At 74.3% G+C, this 22,855-nt stretch carries 19 protein-coding genes, 1 tRNA gene and 1 pseudogene; 11 read left to right on the top strand and 10 right to left on the bottom strand.

The window, feature by feature from the left end; all coding sequences use genetic code 11:
- Positions 1-50 precede the first annotated feature (50 nt).
- Together ACFWW8_RS11960 and ACFWW8_RS11955 are read right to left on the bottom strand one after the other, a co-directional pair.
- A complete protein-coding gene (locus tag ACFWW8_RS11960) occupies positions 51-1,901 on the bottom strand; it encodes a GTPase (RefSeq protein ID WP_386526975.1) in 1,851 nt (616 codons plus the stop codon).
- Between the two features lie 4 nt (positions 1,902-1,905).
- Entirely contained in the window at positions 1,906-3,522 is a 1,617-nt protein-coding gene (locus ACFWW8_RS11955) for a dynamin family protein (RefSeq protein ID WP_386526973.1), read from the bottom strand.
- Between the two features lie 333 nt (positions 3,523-3,855).
- On the opposite strand from ACFWW8_RS11955, the gene ACFWW8_RS11950 reads away from it, so the two are divergent.
- Both ACFWW8_RS11950 and ACFWW8_RS11945 read left to right on the top strand, forming a co-directional pair.
- Positions 3,856-3,931: transfer RNA gene (locus ACFWW8_RS11950), tRNA-Arg, on the top strand.
- Positions 3,932-4,353: 422 nt separating this feature from the next.
- Positions 4,354-4,584: a hypothetical protein gene (locus ACFWW8_RS11945; protein ID WP_386526970.1), complete on the top strand. Its 231-nt coding sequence runs from the start codon at positions 4,354-4,356 to the stop codon at positions 4,582-4,584.
- A 51-nt stretch (positions 4,585-4,635) separates the two neighbouring features.
- On the opposite strand, the gene ACFWW8_RS11940 is transcribed toward ACFWW8_RS11945, so the two are convergent.
- Positions 4,636-5,100, bottom strand: a complete 465-nt coding sequence (locus tag ACFWW8_RS11940) for a phospholipase (protein WP_386526968.1) — start codon at positions 5,098-5,100, stop codon at positions 4,636-4,638.
- A gap of 197 nt (positions 5,101-5,297) precedes the next feature.
- Between ACFWW8_RS11940 and ACFWW8_RS11935 the strand changes: the two genes are divergently transcribed.
- Positions 5,298-5,849: a hypothetical protein gene (locus ACFWW8_RS11935; RefSeq protein ID WP_386526966.1), complete on the top strand. Its 552-nt coding sequence runs from the start codon at positions 5,298-5,300 to the stop codon at positions 5,847-5,849.
- A 193-nt stretch (positions 5,850-6,042) separates the two neighbouring features.
- Here the strand turns inward: ACFWW8_RS11935 and ACFWW8_RS11930 are convergent.
- Positions 6,043-6,454 (bottom strand): annotated as a pseudogene (locus tag ACFWW8_RS11930) (alpha/beta fold hydrolase); the annotation flags it as partial.
- Positions 6,455-6,531: 77 nt separating this feature from the next.
- Between ACFWW8_RS11930 and ACFWW8_RS11925 the strand changes: the two are divergent.
- Positions 6,532-7,257: a 4'-phosphopantetheinyl transferase family protein gene (locus tag ACFWW8_RS11925; RefSeq protein WP_386526964.1), complete on the top strand. Its 726-nt coding sequence runs from the start codon at positions 6,532-6,534 to the stop codon at positions 7,255-7,257.
- On the opposite strand, the gene ACFWW8_RS11920 is transcribed toward ACFWW8_RS11925, so the two are convergent.
- Complete coding sequence (locus tag ACFWW8_RS11920; protein ID WP_386526961.1) at positions 7,254-7,655, bottom strand: nucleoside deaminase; 402 nt, start codon at positions 7,653-7,655, stop codon at positions 7,254-7,256. The genes ACFWW8_RS11925 and ACFWW8_RS11920 overlap by 4 nt on opposite strands.
- Positions 7,656-7,677: 22 nt before the next feature.
- Between ACFWW8_RS11920 and ACFWW8_RS11915 the strand changes: the two genes are divergently transcribed.
- The 4 genes from ACFWW8_RS11915 (at position 7,678) to ACFWW8_RS11900 (ending at position 12,052) form a co-directional block, all read left to right on the top strand.
- Entirely contained in the window at positions 7,678-8,091 is a 414-nt protein-coding gene (locus tag ACFWW8_RS11915; RefSeq protein ID WP_386526958.1) for a GNAT family N-acetyltransferase, read from the top strand.
- A gap of 102 nt (positions 8,092-8,193) precedes the next feature.
- Complete coding sequence (locus tag ACFWW8_RS11910; protein ID WP_386526955.1) at positions 8,194-9,378, top strand: S8 family peptidase; 1,185 nt, start codon at positions 8,194-8,196, stop codon at positions 9,376-9,378.
- Between the two features lie 269 nt (positions 9,379-9,647).
- Positions 9,648-10,931, top strand: a complete 1,284-nt coding sequence (locus ACFWW8_RS11905; protein ID WP_386526953.1) for a hypothetical protein — start codon at positions 9,648-9,650, stop codon at positions 10,929-10,931.
- Between the two features lie 86 nt (positions 10,932-11,017).
- Positions 11,018-12,052 (top strand): WxL protein peptidoglycan domain-containing protein, encoded by a 1,035-nt coding sequence (locus ACFWW8_RS11900; protein ID WP_386526951.1) that lies wholly within the window; start codon positions 11,018-11,020, stop codon positions 12,050-12,052.
- A 140-nt stretch (positions 12,053-12,192) separates the two neighbouring features.
- On the opposite strand, the gene ACFWW8_RS11895 is transcribed toward ACFWW8_RS11900, so the two are convergent.
- From ACFWW8_RS11895 to iolC, 4 genes are read right to left on the bottom strand one after another with little or no spacing between them, the layout of a single operon-like run.
- A complete protein-coding gene (locus ACFWW8_RS11895; protein ID WP_386526949.1) occupies positions 12,193-13,692 on the bottom strand; it encodes a CoA-acylating methylmalonate-semialdehyde dehydrogenase in 1,500 nt (499 codons plus the stop codon).
- Between the two features lie 11 nt (positions 13,693-13,703).
- Positions 13,704-15,578, bottom strand: a complete 1,875-nt coding sequence (gene iolD, locus ACFWW8_RS11890; protein WP_386526947.1) for a 3D-(3,5/4)-trihydroxycyclohexane-1,2-dione acylhydrolase (decyclizing) — start codon at positions 15,576-15,578, stop codon at positions 13,704-13,706.
- Positions 15,575-16,615 (bottom strand): 5-deoxy-glucuronate isomerase, encoded by a 1,041-nt coding sequence (gene iolB / locus ACFWW8_RS11885; RefSeq protein WP_386526945.1) that lies wholly within the window; start codon positions 16,613-16,615, stop codon positions 15,575-15,577. The genes iolD and iolB overlap by 4 nt, the downstream gene beginning before the upstream one ends.
- Positions 16,599-17,585, bottom strand: coding sequence for a 5-dehydro-2-deoxygluconokinase (gene iolC / locus ACFWW8_RS11880; RefSeq protein ID WP_386527057.1), 987 nt, complete (start codon positions 17,583-17,585; stop codon positions 16,599-16,601). Before iolC ends, iolB begins: the two co-directional genes overlap by 17 nt.
- Positions 17,586-17,871: 286 nt before the next feature.
- On the opposite strand from iolC, the gene ACFWW8_RS11875 reads away from it, so the two are divergent.
- The 3 genes from ACFWW8_RS11875 to ACFWW8_RS11865 all read left to right on the top strand — a co-directional run bounded on the left by ACFWW8_RS11875 (position 17,872) and on the right by ACFWW8_RS11865 (position 20,427).
- Complete coding sequence (locus tag ACFWW8_RS11875; protein ID WP_386526942.1) at positions 17,872-18,786, top strand: sugar phosphate isomerase/epimerase family protein; 915 nt, start codon at positions 17,872-17,874, stop codon at positions 18,784-18,786.
- Between the two features lie 23 nt (positions 18,787-18,809).
- Entirely contained in the window at positions 18,810-19,820 is a 1,011-nt protein-coding gene (locus ACFWW8_RS11870) for a Gfo/Idh/MocA family protein (RefSeq protein WP_386526940.1), read from the top strand.
- A 406-nt stretch (positions 19,821-20,226) separates the two neighbouring features.
- Positions 20,227-20,427, top strand: a complete 201-nt coding sequence (locus tag ACFWW8_RS11865; protein WP_030297784.1) for an AlpA family transcriptional regulator — start codon at positions 20,227-20,229, stop codon at positions 20,425-20,427.
- 98 nt (positions 20,428-20,525) lie between these two features.
- Here the strand turns inward: ACFWW8_RS11865 and ACFWW8_RS11860 are convergent, their stop codons facing one another.
- Positions 20,526-22,808 (bottom strand): MMPL family transporter, encoded by a 2,283-nt coding sequence (locus ACFWW8_RS11860; protein WP_386526938.1) that lies wholly within the window; start codon positions 22,806-22,808, stop codon positions 20,526-20,528.
- Between the last annotated feature and the right edge of the window lie 47 nt (positions 22,809-22,855).

Raw genomic sequence — 22,855 nt, 5'->3', positions numbered from 1 at the left:
GGGTGGAACCATGCTGGGGGCAGGCGCCGCATCCTGCCGGAGCCTGTGGATTACTGACGGGTTGTGGACAACCGGCTCCCCCCTGCGGCCACCGTCGCGTACTGCTCGCGCACCTCCCGGTAGCGCAGCAGTTCCGCCGCCACCGGCTCCAGCACCCGCGCGCGGCCGCAGCCGGCCGCCGCCTGTCGCAGCCTGCGCTCCGCGTCCTGCCCGTACCGCCGGGCCGGCCCCCGCGCGGCGATGGAGCAGGCCCACTCCACCAGCGGCCCGCCGATGATGCCCGCCACCATCAGCAGCACCGGCGGCATCAGCCGCGGCTCCAGGACCCCGACGATCTGCCCGGCCAGCCACAGCCCGCCGAAGATCTGCAGGAGCGTCATGGCCGCCTGCCCCAGCACGGCCGCCGGCCACCACGTGGGCCGCGGCGGCTTCACGCCGGGCACCGCGAGCGCCGCCCCGAGGGTCACGGCGATCTCGTCCAGCGCCTCCGGCAGGTGTTCGGCGCCGCGCACCGCCGTCTCGCGCACCGCCTGCGCCCAGGGGTCGGGCAGGCCGGTGACCGCCTCGTCGGCGACGACCCGTACGGCCTGTTCCACGCGCTGGCGCGCGGTCACCTCCTGCTCGGCGGGCGTCTCCGGGGCCACCGCGCCCCGGCCGCCGATCGCCGCGAGGGCGGCCAGGCCCGCCAGGGTCCGCGGGGCGCGGCGGCCCTCGTACCAGCGCCACAGCCGCAGCCACGGGGTCCCGCATGCCTTCCCGGCGTTGCGCCGCCAGGCGCGCTCGGCCGCGAGCCCGGCCGCGTACGCACCCACCGCCTCGGCGAGCCGGTCCTCGAACTCGGCACGGGCCGTCTCCCCGATCTCGGGCCCCGGGTGCCCGTCGGCGACGTACAGCGGGCGCAGGCGCACCGCCGCCCGGTCGACGTCGGCGGAGATGCGCCGGGTCGCCGCGCCCTTCTCCTGGGTGAACTGTCCGAGGAGCTCGCGCAGTTCCCCGACGCCCTCGCCGGTCAGCGCGGACAGGCCGAGGACCGTGGCGCCGGGCTCGTCGTGCTCGCCGAGTGCGATGCCGTCCTCGTCGAGGAGGCGGCGCAGGTCGTCCAGGACGAGGTCGGCGGACTCCCCGGGCAGCCGGTCCACCTGGTTCAGCACCACGAAGGTGACCTCCGCGTGCCCGGCCAGCGGCCGCAGGTAGCGCTCGTGCAGGACGGCGTCCGCGTACTTCTCCGGGTCCACCACCCACACCACCGCGTCGACCAGCGCCAGCACCCGGTCCACGTGGTCGCGGTGGGCGCCGACCGCCGAGTCCAGGTCGGGCAGGTCGACGAGGACCATGCCGCGCAGTGCCTCGGCCTCCGAGGTCTCGCGGGGCCGGCGCCGCAGCCGTCCGGGGATCTCCAGCCGGTCGAGCAGGCCGGCCGCCCCGTCCGACCAGCTGCACGCGATGGGCGCGGCGGTCGTCGGCCTGCGCAGCCCCGTCTCGGAGATCTGCACTCCGGCGAGTGAGTTGAAGAGGGTGGACTTGCCGCTTCCGGTGGCTCCGGCGATGGCGACGACCGTGTGCTGCGCTGACAGGCCGCGCCGGGCGGCCGCCTCGTCCAGCACCCGGCCGGCCTCGGCGAGGGTCTTGCCGTCGAGCCGGGTCCGGGAGAGTCCGACCAGCTGGCGCAGCGCGTCGAGGCGCAGTCGCAGCGCCTGTCCCTCGGGGCTGAGCGGGGTCGAGGGTGCCTTGCCCCCGTCGCTGCCGGCGCCGGAGACAGCCCGTACGAGCGCGTCGTCGCCCTCGTCCGCGCCCTCGCCCGGTTCGGAGCCGTTCTCCGGCCGGTCCAGCGGTAGGGGGCGCGAACGGGCGATGAGTCCGTCGTCCCAGCGGTCGTCGGTCCGGTCGGTCAGGGCGGTCACCGCGTCACCTCTCCTTCTGCAGTACGGACAGCGCGGCGATCAGCTCGGCCTGTGGTTCCGGGGTCACTTCGAGTGCCTCCAGCGGGGCGAGCCGCCGGTCGCGTTCGGCGCGCAGCACCTGGTCGAGGTGGTCGCCGACCAGCTCTCCGCCCCGGTCGCGCAGGCGTACGGCGGCTTGCACGCCGATGCGTTCGGCGAGCTTCTCCCCCGCGGGCCGGGCCCGCTTGCCGCCGAGGAGGGCGGCGACGAGGAGGGCGGCGACGCCGTCGGGGTCGGGAGCCGGCTGCTTGTCGAGCCGTGCCACCTCCTCCTCGGCGAGTTCCTCCAGGACGCGCCGCCAGCGCCGTACGGCCATGCCGATGCGCTCCCCGGCCTCCCGGTCGGGCGTGGGCATCGGTACCGCTCCGGCGGCCGGCTCGCGCCGCCAGGCGTCGGCGATCCGCTCGTCGGCGGCGGCGACGGCGCACTGGAGCAGGGCGGTGAGCGACTCGGCGAGGGAGTCGAGGAGTTCGTCGGCGCTCGTGTCGAGCGGGTAGCCGCGCCACCGGGTCAGCGCGTCCCCGGCCAGTACGGCTCCGCGGTCGAGGCGGTTGCGCACCCGCTTGCCCTCCCGCTTGTACGCGTCCTCCACGGCCGAGGTCAGCCGTACGGCGGCGGCGTGCTGGGCGGCGACGGCCGAGGCGAGCTCCGGCATCCGCCGCGCGAGGGAGTCCAGCGCGCCGAGCGCGGTCCGCCCGACGGCGTACTGCCGGGCGGCCGGGTCCTGCGCGTGGTGGGCGAGCCAGGCGTACAGCGGGGCGACGGCGCTGGCCGGCAGCAGCCCGCCCCCGCCGGCCGACTCGGGCAGTTCCGGCACCGTGAACCTCGGTACGTCGCCCAGCCCGGCCCGCGTGAGCAGGGCCCCGTACTGCCGGGAGACCTCGGCGAGCACCTGGTGCGGGACGCGGTCGAGGACGGTGACGAGGGTGGCCTTGTACTGCTTGGCGGTGCGCAGCAGGTGCCAGGGGACGGCGTCGGCGTACCGCGAGGCGGTGGTGACCATCACCCAGACGTCCGCGGCGCAGATGAGTTCGGCGGCGAGCGTGCGGTTCTCGACGACGAGGGAGTCGATGTCGGGGGCGTCGAGGATGGCCAGGCCGCGGGGGAGGCTGGAGACGGTCTCGACCCGCATCTCGCGGGTCGCGTGCGTGTCCCTCCGGCCGCGGTCGGCGAGTCGGGAGGCGCCCACGGGGACGGCTTCCTCCTCCCCGTGCGGGACCCAGACCCGCATCAGGTCGGGGAGGACCCGCATCCCGGCGAACCAGTGGTGGTCATCCGGATGGCAGACGAGCACCGGTGTGCGCGTGGTCGGACGCAGCACGCCGGCTTCGCTGACCTGCCGTCCGACGAGGGAGTTGACGAGGGTGGACTTGCCGGCCCCGGTGGACCCGCCGACAACGGCGAGCAGCGGCGCCTCGGGCGCCTTCAACCGGGGTACGAGGTAGTCGTCGAGCTGCGCGAGCAGCTCGGCTCTGGTCTGGCGGGCGCGCGGAGCGCCGGGCAGGGGCAGCGGCAGACGCACGGACGCGACCCGGTCGCGCAGGGCGGACAGGGCATCGAGCAGCTGAGGCCGAACATCCAAGGTCACCACATGCGAAGAATGCCCAATTTAGGCCCATTTTTGAAGCTTATACGTCCTCTGCGCGCCGACCGCTACCCCGGAGGGACATCACGGGACACGGCGGACGAGTGGGGCGCAGGCATAACGAGTACACAACACCCGGGGCGCCGCGGCGCAAAAGCGATGCGCGAATCGCACCTGCCTGCGATTATCGGGACCGCTTCACCGAACCTCCACATCGTGGCACGCGGGTGAAGCAACCGGGACAAGGCAACCGGAGCCCTATCCTTGACCCGGCACGGACCGCAGCCCCACCCCCACCAGGGGCTCCAGGCCCACCACGGCCACCTTCCGGCCCCCGTAGCTCAGTGGATAGAGCAGGTGCCTTCTAAGCACTTGGCCGCAGGTTCGAGTCCTGCCGGGGGCACCACTTCTCCACCCCGCGAAACCCTCCCTCCGGGAGGGCTTCCGTGCAGGTCAGAGGGACCCTAGCGGGAGTGTTGTAGCACCGCCGTAAGCCCCGCGCAGGCCCGGGCGGCGGGGGGCGCAGCCCCGTCGGACCCGGACCTGGAAGATCATCCGCTCGGCCCTGCCGCTGCCCGGCGCTCCGGGAGTTCACCGATGACCTGCTGGACGACGGCCAGCTCGCCAACAACCACGTCTCGCGCCTGCTGTCGGCCGGCAAGGGCGAGTCGATCGACGCACTGAACCGCTACTGGAACATCGTCAAGGGCAAACAGAGCCGCGACCGCGCGGAAGCGCAGGAACGTCTGTGGCAAGGGGGGAGCGGGGAGCCGGGAGCCCAAGCCGGCAGAACTTCGACAGCCCGGATCCCGCCCCCTCCTCTGGGCGGTGACCGAGAACGGAGACTGCCTCCACTGGCTGGCGCGCCCCGGCGCGGAACCCGACGAGTGGACCGTCGCCCTCAAGGAGGGACGCGGCCGGGAATGGGAATCCCACGCTCAGTCATGCACCGGGTTCCTGCGGTCCATTCTGGTCGCCGGCGGTACCCGGTCGGAGTTGTTCTACGACTTTCCCACCGACGAGGCGCACGAATTCCGTCCGAGCACCGACTTCCTCTGACCGACCCGGGAATTCCCGGTCCTGCTCGGCGCGGGGCGCGGGACCGCACGGCTAGGAGATGCCGAAGAGCCTGACAGCCTGGTAGTACGTCCACGCCGTGCCGTCGCAGGAGCCCTTGCGGGTGCCCGAGTACCGGGCGCAGACCCGGGTGAGGTCGGCGTGGAACGCCTGGTCCAGGCGGGCCTTGGCCGCCGGGAACAGGCCCGCCGCCCTGTGGTTGCGGTAGCCGAAGTCGTGGCGGGCGCAGGCGTCGCCGAACGGGAAGCCGAGGGGGTTGTCCGGGGAGGACGTGCAGAGGTCCGTGGACCAGTCGAATCCGTACGCGGCCCAGGCGGACCGGTGCGCACGTGCCTCGGACCACGCCTCGTAGCTGGCGGCGTCGGTCTGCGTCCAGCGTTCCAGTACCAGCGGTTTGTCCGCGGGGACGGCCGCGGCCGCCGACGCGGGCGGGGCGAGGGCGAGGAGGGCGGCCGCGGCAGCCGGGGCGAGGGCGGAGACGAGGCGACGGCGGCGCATGGGCATTCCTCGGGGCGGGGGCGGGGCGGGGAGGTGGTCCGCACCCCTGCCAACTGCCGTGGGGGCCGGGGGGTTACTGCACCGGCCGGCCGATGGCCACAGCTCTCAGGTATGACGCGTATGAGACTTCCGGCAGAGTCGGGATTCGTCCTGGGGAGGGACGCGCGGGAGGGGGTGGGCCGCCGAGACTGGAGGGCATGAACCGCCGTCCGCTCGTCATCGCCGCCGCTACCGTAGGAGTCCTCGCCACCGGCGCCTTCGCGCTGCCCAACCTCCCGCCCAACCCCGTGACCGACGTGGTCAACGACCGTGTGTTCCACGAGAGGGGCAGACAGTTCGCGACCGCGGCGGACGCCTCCGGGCAGCGGGGCCGGAAGGAGAGGGAGTTCGACCTGCCGTCCTGGATACCCAAGGACGCCACGCACGTGCGGATGAAGGTGCGCACCACCGGCGAGACCCGCCTGATCCGGTTCACGCTCGGCAAGACGCCGCTGGACGGCCCGCAGTGCGCTGCGGGCACACCGGGGAAGGTCCAGGACCCCGACCTGGCGGCCCGGTGGTGGCCGGACGGCATACGGGCCGAGGCGCGGCCCGAGTGCCGGGACCTTCGTCAGTACCAGGTCGCCGTGCGCGGCAAGCGGGTCTACGCCTGGACCGACGGCACGCTCTCTCCCGGCGCGAAGCCCCAGGCCGGCGCCTCCTCGGACCGTGCGCCGGGCGGGACGTGGGCCGTTCACCCGCGCCGCTAGAGGCAGCCGCCGCCTGCCGGTCGCCGGTCGCCGGCGGGCAGCGCGAGGGTCGGGGTTCGGGGGCTTCGGGCGGCGGAGCCGGGGGGTCAGGAGCGGCGGGTCGGGCGCCGGTCAGGGCCGTCACGGCGGCGGGGGCAAAGGCCAGGTCCCGCACCTGGGTCCAGGCGTCGGCCAGGCACTCCGCCTCGGTCTACGCGGCGATCCCGCTGCTCCCGGCGGCGCCCGGGGTTGGCGGCGGGTCGAGGTTGGCGTCGACGAGCACCAGCCGGGGGTGCCGGGCGGCGAGCACGATGGCGACGGAGCCGCCCACGCTGTGCGCGATCACCTCGGCGCCCTGGACCGAGCTGCCGTGAGGGCGGCCGCCAGGGAGTCGGCAGGTGCGTCGAGCATGTAGGCGAAATCGTCGGCCGGTCGCTGTGTCCGTGCCCCAGCAGGTCGAGCGGCAGCGACCGGTGGCCCGCGAGCAGCGGGTGTGCGGCGGCCGCCGCGAAGTGGGCGGGTGAGGTGGAGCCGAGCCCGTGCAGGTCCACGCGGGCCGGTTCCGTTCCGGGCGGCTCGACCCGGCGGATGCGGTCGCCTTCCGCTGTGAGCACGGCACTCCGCACGATCCGCTCCCCCGGTGTGTCCGAAAGGAACGAGGGTGGCCAGCCGCCCCCGCCGCCTCCTGGACTACCCTCGTCGGGTGATCGAGCACGTGAACCAACTCGGCAGTGACGCGCCCCAGATCGGGGCCCTCCCCCGGGGCCGCGCCGTGGCCGTGTGGTCCCTGGACACCACGCTCGGCCAGGTCGCCGGCCACCCCGTCGGCCGGGCGGACGACATCCTGGACGCGGGCGAACGGGACCGGGCCGCCCGGCTGGTACGCCCCGGGGACCGTCTCCGCTACGTCGCCTCCCACCTGGGGCTCCGGGTGCTGCTCGGCGGCTACCTGGGGCTGGCGCCGGAGCAGGTCGGGCTGGTCCGGGAGGACTGCCCGTGCTGCGGCGGCCCCCACGGGCGTCCCGCCGTGGCCGGGGGCGCCGTGCACTTCTCCCTCTCGCACAGCGGTGACCTGGCCTACTACGCCTTCGCCCGGCTGCCGGTCGGCATCGACGTGGAGCAGGTGCCGGACGCGAAGACGCTGGCCAGCGTGGTGAACAGCCTGCACCCGAAGGAGACCGCCGAGTTGGCCGCGCTCCCCGGACCGGCCCGCGAGATCGCCTTCGCCCGGCTCTGGTCCCGCAAGGAGGCCTACCTCAAGGGCACCGGTGCGGGGCTGGCGCTCGGGCTGGTCGACCCGTACATCGGCTCCGCCCCCGCCCCGGCGCTGCTGCCCGGCTGGACCCTGACGGACCTCGCCACCCCGGCGGGTTACGCGGCCGCCGTGGCCGTCGCCACCCCGGCCGCCGCCGGCGAACGCCCCGTTTAGGCCGTCGCTTTCGGATGTTGCCGGGTCCGGGGACCGGCCGGGGCCAGGTACCGCACCGCGCCGACCCCCGTGAACTCCGCCGCGGCCGCGCACATCCCGCACGGTTCCCGCGTGCTCCACAGCACCGTCGCGCCGAGGTCCCAGCCCGTCCGGGCGGCGCCGAGCGCGTTCATCTCGGCGTGGGCCAGTGGCGTACCGCGCAGGGGGCCCGTCCCGGGTCCCTCCTCGTACGCCTCGTTGCGCCCCTCGCACCACACGGCGCCCGACACGTCCGTCAGCACCGCCCCCACCGCAAGGCCGCCCGCCGTCAGCGCCTCGTAGGCGAGCGCGAGCGATCTCCGTACCGCCGCCGGGGCCGTCCGCCACGCCGCGCCGAAATTCAACTGCCCTTGCGCCATGGGGCCATTATCGTCACCCCCCATGGACATCCGCCGTGCCCTCTCCTCCGCCGAGATCACCGCCGCCGAGGCCCTCTTCGACGGCCCCGCACGCACGGACTGGTCGGAGCGCTTCCTCGCGGCCCCGGGCCACGTGATGCTGATCGCCTACGTCGACGGCGTGCCCGCGGGCATGGTCTCCGGCGTGGAGATGACCCATCCCGACAAGGGCACCGAGATGTGCCTGTACGAGCTCTCCGTGGACGAGGGCCACCGGCGCCGCGGGATCGGGCGTGCCCTGACCCTGGCCCTGGCCGAGGAGGCCCGGGCCCGCGGTTGCTACGGCATGTGGGTGGGCGTGGACACCGACAACGAGGCCGCCCTGGCCACCTACGGCTCCGCCGGCGGGATCGACGAGGGCGTCTTCACGGTGCGCGGCTGGCCGCTCGCCCCGTAACCCCCGCCCTACCCCCGGCAGTAGCCCTCCCGGCGGCGTGTCGTGCGCCCACTCGGCGCACCCTCCGCGCGCCCGCTCCCCCGCTCGCCGAGCATCGGCCGCATGACCGCACTGACGTCTCCGACCGCGCTCCTCCCGGCCGCCGCCGCCCTCCTCGCCACGCTCACCACCGCCGCCGCTCCCCCGCAGGCCGCCGCAGCGGCCTCCGGCGACGGCCCCACCGCCCCCTACGTCGTCGTCCTCAAGGACACCACCCCCCGCGCGCCGACCCGTGCCCTGGCGGCCGAGGCCGCCGAGTCCGGGGACGCGATCGGGTCCGTCTACGACACCGCCCTGAACGGCTTCGCCGTCCGCACCACCGCCGCCCGGGCCGCGGCCCTCGCCGCCGATCCGCGGGTGGCCTCCGTGGAGCCGGACGCGGAGTTCCGCACCGCCGACACCCAGCCGCTGGCCCCCTGGCCGCTGGACCGGATCGACCAGCGCGAGCTGCCGCTGGACGGCGCGTACACGTACGCCTCCAAGGCCGGGGGCGTCACCGTGTACGTCGTGGACACCGGGATCAACGTCCGCCACCAGGAGTTCGGCGGCCGGGCCCGCAGCGGTTACAACGCGGTGTGGCTGGAGACTTCCGGCGACTGCAACGGCCACGGCACGCACGTCGCGGCGACCGTGGGCGGAGCGACGTACGGGGTCGCCAAGGGCGTCTCGCTGGTCGGGGTGAAGGTGGCGAACTGCCGGGGATCCGGGCGGCTGTCGGGCATCCTGCGCGGTCTGGAGTGGCTGGTGAAGGACGCGGCGGCCGCGCCCGCCACGCCGGCGGTGGCGAACATGAGCATGGGCGGCACCCCCAGCTTCGCCCTCGACGCCGCGGTGACGCGGGCCGTCGCCGCCGGGATCACCTTCACGGCGGCCGCCGGGAACGCGGGCAAGGACGCCTGCGCTGGCTCCCCGGCCCGGGTCCCGCAGGCCGTCACCGTCGGCGCGACCGACGCCGCGGACCGTCGCGCGAACTTCTCCAACCACGGCTCCTGCGTGGACCTCTCGGCGCCGGGAGTGGGCGTGGTCTCGGCCTGGAAGGGGTCCACCACCGCCACGGCCCGCGCCTCGGGCACGTCCATGGCCGCCCCGCACGTGGCGGGCGTCGCGGCGCTGGCGCTGGCGGACGGTACAGCGCGCACCCCGGCCGAAGTCACCCGCGCCCTCGTGCGCGGCGCCGTCCCCGACCGGATCACCGGCCTGCCGGCCGGCACGCCGAACCTGTTGCTGCACACGCCGACCGTCCGCTGACCCCGCCCGCGCACCTGGCCGTTTCCAGCGGTTCCGGATCGCCCCACCGGCCGGAACCGCTGCCTCCGCGCCCTCCCGCGGGAACTCCTCCGCCGGACCCGGCCTGATGGGACATCAATGTGTGTGCCCTTCGGGCGAAAGCAAGCCATTGACTTCTCATCACCGCGACGCGACCTTGTCGGCCACCGCACCGGCTCGGCCTCCCCCACACAGCGGGTGGGGGGAGGGGTTCGTCATGACGAAGGAGTCGCGACCCAGTGAGTACGAGAATGCTCAGACGAAGAGTGCTGGCCGGGGCGGGAGCCCTATCCCTGGCCCTGACGGGTGGGGCGGTGGGCCTCGCGGGCTCGGCGCAGGCCGCGACGAAGACCACCGCCGTCTTCGAGAACTGCGACGCCCCGGCGCCGCAGCCGGACGGCTCCGGCAACCAGAACTTCACGGTGACGCTTCCCGACGGCGCCAAGGCCGGCGACGTCGTCCCGATCACCATCGATCCGGGCGCGAGCCCGCTGATCCCCGGCTTCTCCGTCACGACGGTGAACACGTCCAAGATCACCCTCAAGGTCGGGGCGACCACGCAGGTGGTCACGAGCCCGCCCGAGACCGTCAGCGTCGTGGCCGGTCAGCCGCTCGACCCCAAGGCGTTCTCCGGAACCGTCAAGATCCCGGACGGCACCGAGGGCACCACCGTCAACGTGGCCCTCGACCTGGCGGTGACCGACGCGGACCTCTCCGGTTCCGTCTTCACCACGACGTGCACCCCCGCTCCCCGGCCGAGCGCCTCCCTCGGCTCCGTCGCCGTGGAGGCCCTGCCCAAGGACCCGATCACCACCAAGCTGACGCCCAACAGCGGCAAGGCCGGTACCGCGGTCGCCGTCACCGGCGCCAACTTCGCCCCGGGGGCGGTCACCTGTTCCGCCCTCCTGAACGACGTCCCCACCGGTGACACCGGCACCGGCACGGCCGCCGCGAACGGCGTCGCGGACTGCAGCGTCACCGTCACCAAGAAGGCCGACAAGATCCGCATCGACGGCGCGATCAAGCCGTACAAGGACTTCGTCTTCGTCGAGGACCAGCCCGGCGTCAAGAACCCGGTCGACGTCGAGGTCCTGCCCGGTCCGCTCGCCATCGGTCCGCAGGGCGGCAACCCGGCCGTCGACTTCGGCAAGGTGACCATCAACGGCAAGGCGCAGTCGGTCGTGGGCCAGTTCACCGCGATGTCCGTCCAGGACTTCCGCGGCGGCACCCTCGGCTGGGACGTCACGGCGACCCGTACCCCGTTCCTGAACGAGACCACGGGCCACTCGATGACCAAGGCGCAGCTCGGCATCCAGCCGTCCTGCACCGTGACCAACGCGGACAGCCCGAGCACCTGCTCGGCCGGTACGCCGGGCGCGATCTCCGACACCCCGATGAAGATCGCCTCTCAGGCGGCCGGCGGGGACGAGCTGACCGGTGGCGAGTTCGCCGTCGGCGGCGCGGGGATGATCCAGCTCCCGCCGTTCATGTTCGCCGACACCTACCAGTCGGTGGTCACCTTCTCCATCGCCTGACCCGTACGCCCCGCTCGCTCCAGGGTGGTGCGGTGCTCCGGCGCCGCACCACCTTCGCCCTGTCCGCCGCGACTGGAGACCCGCCCATGCGCACCCGCACCCCTCTGTACGGTCTGCTCGTCAGCCTGCTCCTGCTGGGCGCGGGCCTGTTCCTCCCCGCCTCCGCCGCGAGGGCGGCGGACAACGGCACCTGGGGGGTCTTCCCGACCCCGCCGGCCGGTGCGGCGATGACCGACCGCGCGTACTTCTTCCACCAGGGCGCGGCCGGGACGACCGTCGCCGACAGTGCGACGATCATCAACTCCTCCGACCGGGAGCTGACGTTCCAGGTCTTCGCCACGGACGCGATGAACACGCCGTCGGGCGGCGCCTTCGCGCTGCTCCCCGTGGAGACGAAGCCCCGGGACGTGGGCACGTGGATCGCCCTGCCGCCGGAGACTGCGGGCACGGTGACGGTGCCCGCCAAGGGCCGCAAGGACGTTCCCTTCACCGTGAAGGTGCCGGCGGACGCGACGCCCGGCGACCACGTCGGCGGCATCGTGGTCCTGAACACCGCCGTGGAGGGCGTGCAGAAGGACGGCAAGGTCCAGGTCGGGGTGAAGCGCTCGGTGGGCGCCCGGCTCTACTTCCGGGTCCCCGGGCCGGTGGCCGCGGGGCTGAGCGTGGAGGACGTGCGGGTCAGCCGGTCGACGCCGCTGTTGCCGTGGATCCAGGACGCCCGCGCCACCGTCACGTACGCCCTGGTCAACCGGGGGAACGTGGTCGTCGAGCCGCGCGTCACGGTCTCCGCCGAGGGGTTGTTCGGGCGTGAGGTGCTGGACCGGCCGGCCCGCGAGCTGAAGCTCGTCCTGCTGCCGGGGCAGCGCGTGGAGCTGACGGAGGCCTGGCCGGACGCGCCGCAGTCCGACTGGGTGACGGTACGCGTCGCAGCGGATGCGGCGGCCCATCCCGACCTGGCCACCGCGTCCGAGGCGGAGTTCGTCGCCGTGCCGTGGCCGGCGGTGGGCGCGCTCCTGGTGCTCGCGGGAGCCGGAACCGGCCTGTGGGTGCTGCGCCGGCGAGGGGCCGCCCGCGACGCGGAACTCCCCACCCCCGCACCGGCCGTGGCCCGGGTGCACTGACGGGCCCGGCACCGGAAGCGCCACCGGGAACGGGACCGGGAGCGGCCTCGCCGACGACCCGGGCAGCGGAAACCCCCGGCCGGTGAGGGTGGGCCGGGGGTCCGCGGTTCGGGGTGCCCGGTGGGGCGTGGGCGGCTCCGTCAGTGGTTGCGGGGGAAGCCCAGGTCGACGCCCGCCGGGGCGTCCGAGGGGTCCGGCCAGCGGGTGGTGACGACCTTGCCGCGGGTGTAGAAGTGGATGCCGTCGGTGCCGTAGATGTGGTGGTCGCCGAAGAGCGAGTCCTTCCAGCCCCCGAAGGAGTGGTAGCCCACCGGCACCGGGATCGGCACGTTGACGCCGACCATGCCCGCCTGGACCTCCAGCTGGAAGCGGCGCGCGGCGCCGCCGTCGCGGGTGAAGATCGCGGTGCCGTTGCCGAACGGCGAGTCGTTGATGAGGGCGACGCCCTCCTCGTACGTCTCGGTGCGCAGGACGCACAGGACCGGGCCGAAGATCTCGTCGCGGTAGGCGTCGGAGTCGGTCTTGACGTTGTCGAGCAGGGAGAGGCCGATCCAGTGGCCGTTCTCGTTGCCCTCCACCGTGTAGCCGGTGCCGTCCAGGATCACGTCCGCGCCCTGGGCGGCCGCGCCCTCGACGTACGAGGCGACCTTGTCGCGGTGGGCGGCGGTGATCAGCGGGCCCATCTCGGAGGCCGGGTCGTTGCCGGGGCCGATCTTGATCTTCTCGGCGCGCTCGCGGATCTTCTCCACGAGGGTGTCGGCGATGGCGCCGACGGCCACGACCGCGGAGATCGCCATGCAGCGCTCGCCGGCCGAGCCGTACGCGGCGGAGACCGCCGCGTCGGCGGCCGCGTCCAGGTCGGCGTCCGGGAGGACGAGCATGTGGTTCTTGGCGCCGCCCAGTGCCTGGACGCGCTTGCCGTTGGCGGAGGCGGTCGTGTGGATGTGGCGGGCGATCGGGGTGGACCCGACGAAGGAGACGGCCGAGATGCCCGGGTGGGCGAGGAGCGCGTCGACGGCGGTCTTGTCACCGTGGACCACGTTGAGTACGCCGTCCGGCAGACCGGCCTCGGTCGCCAGCTCGGCCAGCTTGTTCGCCGCCGACGGGTCCTTCTCGCTCGGCTTGAGGATGAAGGTGTTTCCGCAGGCCACGGCCAGCGGGAACATCCACATCGGCACCATCGCCGGGAAGTTGAACGGGGTGATGCCGGCGACGACGCCCAGCGGCTGGCGGATCGAGGCGACGTCCACGCGGCTGGACACGGACGTCGACAGCTCGCCCTTGAGCTGTGTGGTGATGCCGCATGCCAGCTCGACGATCTCCAGGCCGCGGGCCACCTCGCCCAGCGCGTCCGAGTGGACCTTGCCGTGCTCGGCGGTGATCAGCTCGGCGATCGCGTCGCGGTTGGCGTCGAGCAGGGCGCGGTAGGCGAACAGCACCTTGGTGCGGGCGGCCAGCGAGGACTGGCCCCAGGACGCGAACGCCTCCTGGGCGACCCGTACCGCCGCGTCGACCTCCTCGGCGGAGGCGAGCGCGACCCGGGTCGTGACCTCGCCGGTGGCCGGGTCGGTGACCGGGCCGTAGTTGCCCGACGCGCCCTCGACGGTCTTGCCACCGATCCAGTGGTTGACGGTCTTCATGCCTTGCTCCTTCACAGATGGCGACGTCGCTGCGCGGCTTGCCGGTCGTACGCTTCACGGGCCTCGACCGCCGCCTTGCGGGTCGCGGTCTCGGCCACAGGAACATCCCACCACGCCTGTGCCGGGGGTGGGCCCGACACAGTGTCGGGCGTTCGGGTCTGTACGTAGACACATGTGGGACGGGTCGCCGCACGCGCCTCGGCGAGGGCTTCGCGCAGGTCACGCACGGTGCGGGCGCGAATGACGGCCATGCCGAGGGAGGCCGCGTTGGCCGCGAGGTCCACCGGGAGGGGGTCCCCCGTGTACGAGGCGTCGGGTGCCCGGAAGCGGTACGCGGTGGCGAAGCCCTCGCCGCCGACGGCTCCCGACAGGCCGCCGATGGAGGCGTAGCCGTGGTTGTCGAGGATCACCACCTTGACGGGGACGCCCTCCTGCACGGCGGTGACGAGCTCGGTCGGGTTCATCAGGTACGTCCCGTCGCCGACCAGCGCCCACACGGGCCGGCCGGGCGCGGCGAGCGCCACGCCGAGGGCAGCGGGGATCTCGTAGCCCATGCAGGAGTACCCGTACTCGACGTGGTATTGGTCCGCGGAGCGGGTCCGCCACAGCTTGTGCAGGTCGCCGGGGAGCGAGCCGGCCGCGTTGACCAGGATGTCCGTGCCATCGACGAGGGCGTCGAGGAGCCCGAGCACCTGGGTCTGGGTGGGCGGCAGGTCCTCGTCCGCCGCGGGTACGGCGTAGGCCTCGTCGACGCGCGCCTCCCACCGGGCCCGGCCCCGCCGGTACGCCTCCTCGTACGCGGGAGCGACGCGGTGGCCGGCGACCGCATCCCGCAGCTCGTCGAGCCCCTCGCGGGCGTCGGCGACCAGCGGCCGGGCGGCGAGCTTGTGGGCGTCGTACGCGTCCAGGTTGAGGCCGAGGAACCGGACCGCCGGGTGCTGGAAGAGGGTCGCCGACGCGGTGGTGAAGTCGGTCAGCCGGGTCCCGGCGGCGATCACCAGGTCGGCCTCCCGGGCGAGGTCGGCGGCTGCGGCCGTGCCCGTGTGCCCGATGCCGCCCACGTCGGCCGGGTGACCGTGCGGGAGGGCTCCCTTGCCCGCCTGGGTGGAGGCAACCGGGATGCCGGTGGCCTCGGCGAACGCGGCGAGGGCGGCCCGGGCGCCGCTGTGGCGGATGCCGCCGCCGGCGACGATGAGGGGGCGCGCGGAGCCCCGTACGGCCGCGGCGGCCGCGGCGAGCTCGGACCGGTCGGGCCGGGGCCGGCGCACGCGCCAGACCCGTTCGGCGAAGAACTCCTCGGGCCAGTCGTACGCCTGCGCCTGTACGTCCTGCGGCAGCGCGAGGGTGACGGCGCCGGTCTGCACGGGGTCGGTGAGCATCCGTACGGCCTGGAGGGCAGCCGGAATCAGCGCCTCGGGACGGGTGACGCGGTCGAAGTGGCGGGAGACGGGCCGCAGGGCGTCGTTGACGGTGACGTCCCCCGCGTACGGCACCTCCAGCTGTTGCAGCACCGGGTCGGCGGGCCGGGTCGCGAAGCTGTCCCCGGGCAGCAGGAGCACCGGGATCCGGTTGATTGTGGCGAGGGCGGCCCCGGTGACGAGGTTGGTGGCGCCGGGCCCGATGGAGGTGGTGACGGCGTGCGCGGAGAGCCGCCCGCACTGGCGGGCGTACCCGACGGCGGCGTGCACCATGGCCTGCTCGTTGCGCCCCTGGAGGAAGGGCATCGCGTGCGGTCCGGCCTCCAGCAGCGCCTGCCCGATGCCGGCGACGTTGCCGTGGCCGAAGATCCCCCAGGTGGCGGCGATCAGCCGGTGGCGCTGCCCGTCACGTTCGGTGTACTGGCGGGCGAGGAAGCGGACGAGGGCCTGCGCGACGGTGAGTTTCATCGGGAGGCCTCCGCCTGGGGGAAGGGCGCCTGGGGGAAGGGCAGCCTGGGGTCGGTCCCGGCGCCAGGCCAGGTGGCGCGGATCCAGCCGTGGTCGGGGTGGTCCCGGATGAGCCACTCCCGGGTGCGGCCGGGGCCGGCCATCACGTTCAGGTAGTACATGTCGTGCCCGGGGGCGGCGATGGACGGGCCGTGCCAGCCGTCCGGGATGAGCACGGCGTCACCGGTGCGCACCTCGGTGAGGATGTCGGTCCGTCCGGCCGGGGAGGGGCTGACCCGCTGGTATCCGAGGCCGGGGGTGTCGCCGTGGGGAGCGATCTCGAACCAGTAGATCTCCTCCAGCCGGGACTCCTCGCCGGGACGGTCCTCGTCGTGCTTGTGGGGCGGGTACGAGGACCAGTTGCCGCCGGGGGTGAGCACCTCGACGGCGATGAGCCGGTCGCACGCGAAGGAGTCGGCGGCGGCGAAGTTGTTGACCTGGCGGGAACAGGTCCCGGCGCCCCGCAGCTCGACGGGCACGTCCGCGGCCGGGCCGTACCGGGCGGGCAGGCGGCGGTCGCAGCGCGCTCCGGCGAGCGCGAAGCGGCCGCCTGCGGCGGAGGTGACGGTGGCGTGCGCGTCCCGGGGCAGGTACGCGAAGTCGGTGGGACCGGCGAACACCCCGGGGCGGCCGCGCAGTTCGAAGGCGTGCACCCCGCCGGCGGGGCCGGGTCCCGCTCCCGAGGCGGGGTCCGGGTCAGGGCCCGGTACGGGGTCAGGGGCCGGGCCCGGTACGGGGTCAGGGGCCGGGTCGGCGCCGCGTACGGGGTCGGCTCCCGGGGCGGGTCCGGCGCCCGGGTCGGGTCCGGCCCCCGCGTCGGGCCCGGCGCCCGGGTCGGGTCCGACGCCGGGGTCGCGGCAGTCGACCTGGCAGGCTCCGGACAGCGGGAGCACGATCCACTCCGCCTCCCCGCACGGGTGCGCGTACGTCTCCCCCGGTTCGAGGGCGAGCACGAGCAGCCTCGTCCATTCCATCCCCCACTCAGACACCACCGGCACGGCCGAGCACCTCCTCCACCTCGTCGGGAAACGGCATCGCGGTGGAACAGGCCAGCCGCGTGGCCACGATGGCCCCGGCCGCGTTCGCGAACCGCACCGTCCGCTCCAGGTCCCATCCGGCGAGCAGCCCGTGACACAGCGCGCCGCCGAACGCGTCGCCCGCGCCGAGGCCGTTGACCACCTCCACCGGTACGGGCGGGACGTCGACCACCGTGCCATCCCGGTGGACCGCCAGCACACCGTCCGGGCCCCGCTTGACGACCGCCAGCTCCACGCCGGCGGCGAGCAGCGCCCGCGCCGCCGCGTACGGCTCGGACACACCGGTGGCGATCTCGCACTCCTCCTGGTTGCCGACGGCCACCGTGGCCAGGGCCAGGGCCCGTGCGTAGTGCGCCTCCGGCTTCTCCCGCCACAGCATCGGCCGCCAGTCCAGGTCGAAGACCGTGGTCCGGGCCCGGGCACGGGCCTCCAGCGCGGCGAGGGTGGCGGAGCGGCTCGGCTCCTCGCTCAGGCCCGTCCCCGTCATCCAGAAGACCCGGGCCGCCCGGACCGCCTCCAGGTCCAGCTCCTCGGCCTCGATCTCCAGGTCGGGTGCCTTCGGCACGCGGTAGAAGTAGAGCGGGAAGCGGTCGGGCGGGAAGATCTCACAGAAGGTGAGCGGGGTGGGGAGCCCCCGGACCTCGGACACCCACCGGTCGTCCACGCCGAGGCGGCGCAGCTCCGTGCGCAGGTAGCCGCCGAAGGGGTCCGCGCCGGTACGGGTGACCACCGCCGTGCGGCGGCCGAGCCGGGCGGCAGCGACGGCCACGTTGGCCGGGGAGCCGCCGAGGAACCTGCCGAAGGTGTCGGCCTCGGCCAGCGGTACGCCGGTCGTCAGCGGGTAGAGGTCCGCCCCGATCCGGCCCATCGTGATCAGGTCGAAGCCCAACCGGTCGCCCGTCACTGCCGGTCCTCCCACGCGCTCGTCCACCTCGCCCGCCGTGCCCGCCGTGCCCGCGCCGGAGACACCGCCTGCGCCGTCCACCTCGTCCAACTCGTCCACCCCGTCCACCACCCCGTCGTCTTCCGTTCCGTCCCGCCGCGTTCCGGCCACCTGCGTTCCGGCCACCTGCACGCCCTCTCCACCGCCTACCCGCCCCGTGCGCCGTGCCGTGCGCGCCCTACGCCACCCCACGCTCCGTCCCACGCCGTCCCGCGCACCGCCTTCACCGTCCTCTTCGCCGCCCCGTCGGGCCTCGCCCCCTAAGGTGGCCGCTATGACGTCCTCCCCGCCCGCGTTGACCCGTATCCGCATCGGTTCGGCTCCGGACTCCTGGGGTGTCTGGTTTCCCGAGGACCCGCGCCAGACCCCCTGGGAGCGGTTCCTCGACGAGGTCTCCGACGCCGGGTACGAGTGGATCGAACTCGGCCCGTACGGCTACCTGCCCACCGATCCCGTCCGCCTCGCCGAGGAGACGGCCCGGCGCGGGCTGCGCGTCTCGGCGGGCACCGTCTTCACCGGACTCCATCACGGGCCCGCCGTGTGGGAGGACACCTGGGAGCACGTGTCGCGGATCGCCGCGCTGACCCGGGCCGTGGGCGCGTCCCACCTCGTGGTCATCCCCTCCTTCTGGCGGGACGACAAGACCGGGGAGGTGCGCGAGGACCGCACCCTCACCGCCGGCCAGTGGCGCGACCTGACGGCCCTGACCGAGCGGCTGGGCCGCGAGGTCCGGGACCGGTACGGACTGCGGATCGTCGTGCATCCGCACGCCGACACCCACGTCGACACCCCGGAGAACGTGGCCCGGTTCCTGGACGCCACCGACCCGGAGCTGGTCTCCCTCTGCCTGGACACCGGGCACTACGCGTACTGCGGCGGCGACAGCGTCCGGGCCGTCGAGACCTTCGCGGAACGGATCGGCTACCTCCACCTCAAGCAGGTGGACCCGCGCGTCCTCGCCGAAGTCGTCGCGGACGGCGTCCCCTTCGGTCCGGCCGTGGCCCGCGGGGTGATGTGCGAACCTCCGTCGGGGGTGCCGGACCTGGAACCGGTGCTGGCGGCGGCCCAGCGGCTCGGAGTGGACCTGTTCGCGATCGTGGAGCAGGACATGTACCCCTGCCCGCCCGACCGCCCGCTGCCGATCGCCCGGCGGACCCGGGCCTACCTGCGCTCCTGCGGCGCCCGCTGACCTTCCCGAAGGGACCCCCCGACATGAGCACGCTCGGCATCGCCGTCATCGGCACCGGGAAGATGGGCGCGGACCACGTCCGCCGGATCGGCCGCACCGTCGGCGGCGCCAGGGTGGTGGCCCTGGCGGATCCGGACGGGGACCGGGTCAAGGAGCTGGCGGGCACCTTGGACGGGGCGGGCGCGTACACCGACGCGGCGGCGGCGATAGCCGCGCCCGGGGTGGACGCGGTGCTGATCGCCTCTCCGGGACCGGCCCACGAGGAGGCGGTCCTGCGTGCCTTGGAGCGGGGGCTGCCGGTGCTGTGCGAGAAGCCGTTGACCCCGGATCCGGCGGGCGCGCTGCGGATCATGGAGGCCGAGCAGCGGCTGGGCCGCCGCCTGGTGCAGGTCGGTTTCATGCGGCGGTACGACGCCGAGTACGAGCGGCTCAAGGAGCTGCTGGACGCGGGCGGGATCGGCCGGCCGCTCTTCCTCCACTGCCGGCACCGCAACGCGGCCTCCCCCTCCTTCTTCACCAGCGACATGCTGATCACGGACTCCGTGGTCCACGAGGTGGACGCGGCGCGCTGGCTGCTGGGGCAGGAGGTCACGGCGGTGTCCGTGCTCTCCCCCACGCCCTCCTCGGCGGCGCCGGGAGGACTGCGCGACCCCCGGCTGGTGCTGCTGGAGACCTCCGGCGGGGCCGTCGTCGACGTGGAGATCTTCGTCAACTGCGGTGTCGGGTACCAGGTGCGGTGCGAGGCGGTGGGCGAGTCGGGCAGTGCCGTGATCGGCGACGGGCACGCGATGGTCGTCCAGGCGGCGGGCCGGTGGGGCGGTGAGATCGCGCAGGACTTCACGGTGCGCTTCGCCGACGCCTACGACCGTCAGCTGCGGAGCTGGGTGGCCGCGGCCGCGCGGGGCCGGGTGACCGGGCCGGACGCCTGGGACGGTTACGCGGCGTCGGCCGTCTCTCAAGCCGGCCTGGCGGCGGCGCGCAGCGGCGTACGGGCCCCGGTCGAACTGGTGGAACGCCCGCCCCTGTACCGCTGATCCCCCGCGGGCGCCGGGAACGCCCCCGGCCCGCGGGGCATCTCCCGGCGGCCCCGGGCCTGTCCCGGGCCTGTCCCGGGCCTGCCCCGGGCCCCTGCGCCCGCAGGCCCGAGCCCCGGACCCTCCCGGCACAACACCCCTCGCACCCCGGCACCCCCGACGCCCCCCGACGCCCCAACTCCCTGCGACCTCCGGGGCGGTGTGTCGCATCTGTCACAGGGGTCCCGCTTGTGTCACGCATGTCCGCATGACGCGGGTTTTCCGTCACAGGCGGTCGACAGCCCCTCCCCTGCCCTCACTCTGTGTCGTTCCCCGGGCACAACCCGAGTGATCGTCAGTGTCCACGCGCCGGCTCCCCCGACGGCCTCCCGGCCGACCCCGCAGCGTGGACAAGGAGGTGTCGTACATGAGCGACCGACAGCTGTGGTCGTACAAGGAGATCGCCGCCCACATCCGGGTCCAGCCGGACACGGTCCGCTCCTACCGCAAGCACGGGCTGCTCCCCGCCCCCGACCACGTGGAGGGCGGCAAACCCTACTGGTACGCCGACACCATCCGCACCTGGGTGGCCCGCCGCCCCGGCAACCGGGGCCGCCGCGAGGACTGACCGCCCGCCCCGGCCGTCCCCCGCCACGGCCGCCCCCGCCCCGGTCCCCGCCGCCGGGGCCGGGGCGGACGTCCCGCACCGCCACCCAGCGACCGGGCCTACCGGGCTCCGGCCGGTATCCGCTCCGTCTCTCCGGCCCCCGACTCCGACCCCGGACCGGCCTGCGGACCCGTTCCCGGACCGGGCGCCGGAGCGGCGGACTCGCCCTCGCTCAGCCCGAACCGCTCGTACAGCCGGCGCAGCGGCCCCGGCGCCCACCAGGTGGCCCTACCGGTCAGCTTCATGACCGCGGGGACCAGCAGGCTCCGTACGACCATGGCGTCCATCAGGACCGCCAGGGCGATCCCGAGCCCCAGCATCTTGGTGTTGGTCACCCGCGAGGTGCCGATGGCCACCATCACCACCGCCAGGATCACGGCCGCCGCGGTGATCAGACCGCCGGTGCGGGCCAGACCGGCGCGCACCGCCCCCTCGTGGTCCCCGGTCCGGTCGTACTCCTCCTTGATCCGCGATATGAGGAACACCCCGTAGTCCATGGAGAGTCCGAAAGCGATGCAGAACATCAGCACCGGCAGGGTGGTCTCGATGTCACCGGTCGAGGTGAAGGAGAGCAGGCCCGAGAGGTTGCCCTCCTGGAAGACCCACACCACCGCCCCGAACATCGCGGTCAGGCTCAGCGCGTTGAGCAGGATGGCCTGCACCGGTATCAGGACGCTCCCGGTGAGGAGGAACACCAGCAGCAGCGTGGCCAGCACCACCAGGGCCAGGGCCGCGGGCAGTTCCTCCGCTATGGCGTCCTGGGCGTCCACGAGCACCGCCGCCTGTCCGGTCACGGACGTCTCGAAGGGCGCGTCCACCTTCCGCACCTCGCCGACGAGGTCCTGTGCCTGTGGGCCCACGGCCTCCCCCTCGGCGGCGACCGAGAAGTAGGCGTACGACGAGCCGGGTCCTGCGCTCACCGGGCCGTCGATCCGGACCACCCCGGGCAGCGCGTCCACCCGCTCCCGGTACGCGGTCAGCTCCGCGGGTCCCGCCGCCCCCTCGGCCAGCACGATCAGCCCGCCCCCGGGGCTGCCCGGGAAGCCGTCCCGGATCTGCTGCTGGACCACGTGTGACTCGGCGGTGGCCGGCAGCTGCCGGTCGTCCACGGTGCCGAACTTCACCCCGAGGAACGGCAGGCCGAGCAGCAGCAGCCCCGCCGTGGTGGCGACCGCGAACAGCGGAGCCCGCCGCATCACCAGCGCGGTCGTCCGCGCCCAGCCCCGGCCGGGCTCCCCGGCCTGCCGCGCCCCGTCGGTACGCCGGCCCCGGCGCCACAGCGCGCGCAGGTCCAGGGAGTTGACCCGGTGGCCGAGCAGCACCAGGGCAGCGGGCAGCAGGATCAGCGCGGCGGCCGCCGCCAGCAGGACCACCGCGACCCCGGCGTAGGCGAAGGACCGCAGGAAGTACATCGGGAAGAAGAGCATCGCCGAGAGCGAGACGGCGACGGTCAGCGCCGAGAACAGCACGGTGCGGCCCGCCGTGCGCAGGGTGGCGCCGACGGCGCCGACCGGGTCGCGGCCCGCGGCGAGCTCCTCGCGGAACCTCCGCACGATGAACAGGGCGTAGTCGATGGCGAGTCCGAGCCCGAGGGCGGTGGTCAGGTTCTGGGCGAAGACGGAGACGTCGGTGAACTCGGTGAGTCCGCGCAGCACCGCGTTCGTCCCGAGGACGGCCACGATGCCGACGCCGAGCGGCAGCAGGGCGGCCACCGCGCTGCCGAAGACGAGGACGAGCAGCACGAGCGTCACCGGCAGGGCGATCAGCTCGGCGCGCAGCAGGTCCTCCTGGATCGTGGCGGTCACCTCCCGCTGGACGGCGGCCTGCCCGCCGAGCGAGACCCTGACCGGCCCGTGGTCCCCCTGGTAGTGCGGGGCGATCCGGTCCAGCACGCGGGTGGTGGTCTTCTCGTCGCCCGTCACCCGGGCGGCGATCAGCGCCCGCCCGCCGTCCTCGGAGCGCAGCGCGGGCAGCGGCGTGCGCCAGTACGAGCCGACGCCGGCGACCCCCTCTTCGGCGGCGAGGCGGACCGTCAGCCGTTCCGCCTCGGCGGCGACGGCGGGATCGTCGACCCCGGCGCCGTCCCGGGCATCGACGAGCAACAGCAGGTTGGGCTGGGAGCCGGGGAACTCGCGTTCCAGCACGGAGGCCGCGCGGGTGGACTGGGCGTCCGGATCCTCCCAGCCGCCGCTGCCCATCCGCTCGGCGACGCCGCCTCCCGCGAACACGGCCAGCGCCGTCACGACCAGGGCGAGCAGCAGCGAGAGCCGCGGCCGGGCCGTGACGATCCGGGTCCACCGGCCGCTCTCCCCGGGCGGCGGCGGATTCTTGACTTCGGGCATGACTCGGTGTCCCCTTCACCTGATTGCCAGGCCGAATACACTGGCAA

The sequence above is a fragment of the Streptomyces sp. NPDC058701 genome (genome assembly GCF_042715295.1).
Taxonomy (GTDB): domain Bacteria; phylum Actinomycetota; class Actinomycetes; order Streptomycetales; family Streptomycetaceae; genus Streptomyces.
This window is presented reverse-complemented; position numbering and strand designations above follow the sequence as displayed.

Coding starts and splice junctions, on each gene's coding strand:
- ACFWW8_RS11935 (WP_386526966.1), top strand. CDS start 5,298: ATGAACCGCCGTCCGCTCGTCATCGCCGCCGCTACCGTAGGAGTCCTC.
- ACFWW8_RS11915 (WP_386526958.1), top strand. CDS start 7,678: ATGGACATCCGCCGTGCCCTCTCCTCCGCCGAGATCACCGCCGCCGAG.
- ACFWW8_RS11920 (WP_386526961.1), bottom strand. CDS start 7,655: ATGGCGCAAGGGCAGTTGAATTTCGGCGCGGCGTGGCGGACGGCCCCG.
- ACFWW8_RS11900 (WP_386526951.1), top strand. CDS start 11,018: ATGCGCACCCGCACCCCTCTGTACGGTCTGCTCGTCAGCCTGCTCCTG.
- ACFWW8_RS11910 (WP_386526955.1), top strand. CDS start 8,194: ATGACCGCACTGACGTCTCCGACCGCGCTCCTCCCGGCCGCCGCCGCC.
- ACFWW8_RS11860 (WP_386526938.1), bottom strand. CDS start 22,808: ATGCCCGAAGTCAAGAATCCGCCGCCGCCCGGGGAGAGCGGCCGGTGG.
- ACFWW8_RS11870 (WP_386526940.1), top strand. CDS start 18,810: ATGAGCACGCTCGGCATCGCCGTCATCGGCACCGGGAAGATGGGCGCG.
- iolD (WP_386526947.1), bottom strand. CDS start 15,578: ATGAAACTCACCGTCGCGCAGGCCCTCGTCCGCTTCCTCGCCCGCCAG.
- ACFWW8_RS11865 (WP_030297784.1), top strand. CDS start 20,227: ATGAGCGACCGACAGCTGTGGTCGTACAAGGAGATCGCCGCCCACATC.
- ACFWW8_RS11940 (WP_386526968.1), bottom strand. CDS start 5,100: ATGCGCCGCCGTCGCCTCGTCTCCGCCCTCGCCCCGGCTGCCGCGGCC.
- ACFWW8_RS11875 (WP_386526942.1), top strand. CDS start 17,872: ATGACGTCCTCCCCGCCCGCGTTGACCCGTATCCGCATCGGTTCGGCT.
- ACFWW8_RS11895 (WP_386526949.1), bottom strand. CDS start 13,692: ATGAAGACCGTCAACCACTGGATCGGTGGCAAGACCGTCGAGGGCGCG.
- ACFWW8_RS11905 (WP_386526953.1), top strand. CDS start 9,648: ATGCTCAGACGAAGAGTGCTGGCCGGGGCGGGAGCCCTATCCCTGGCC.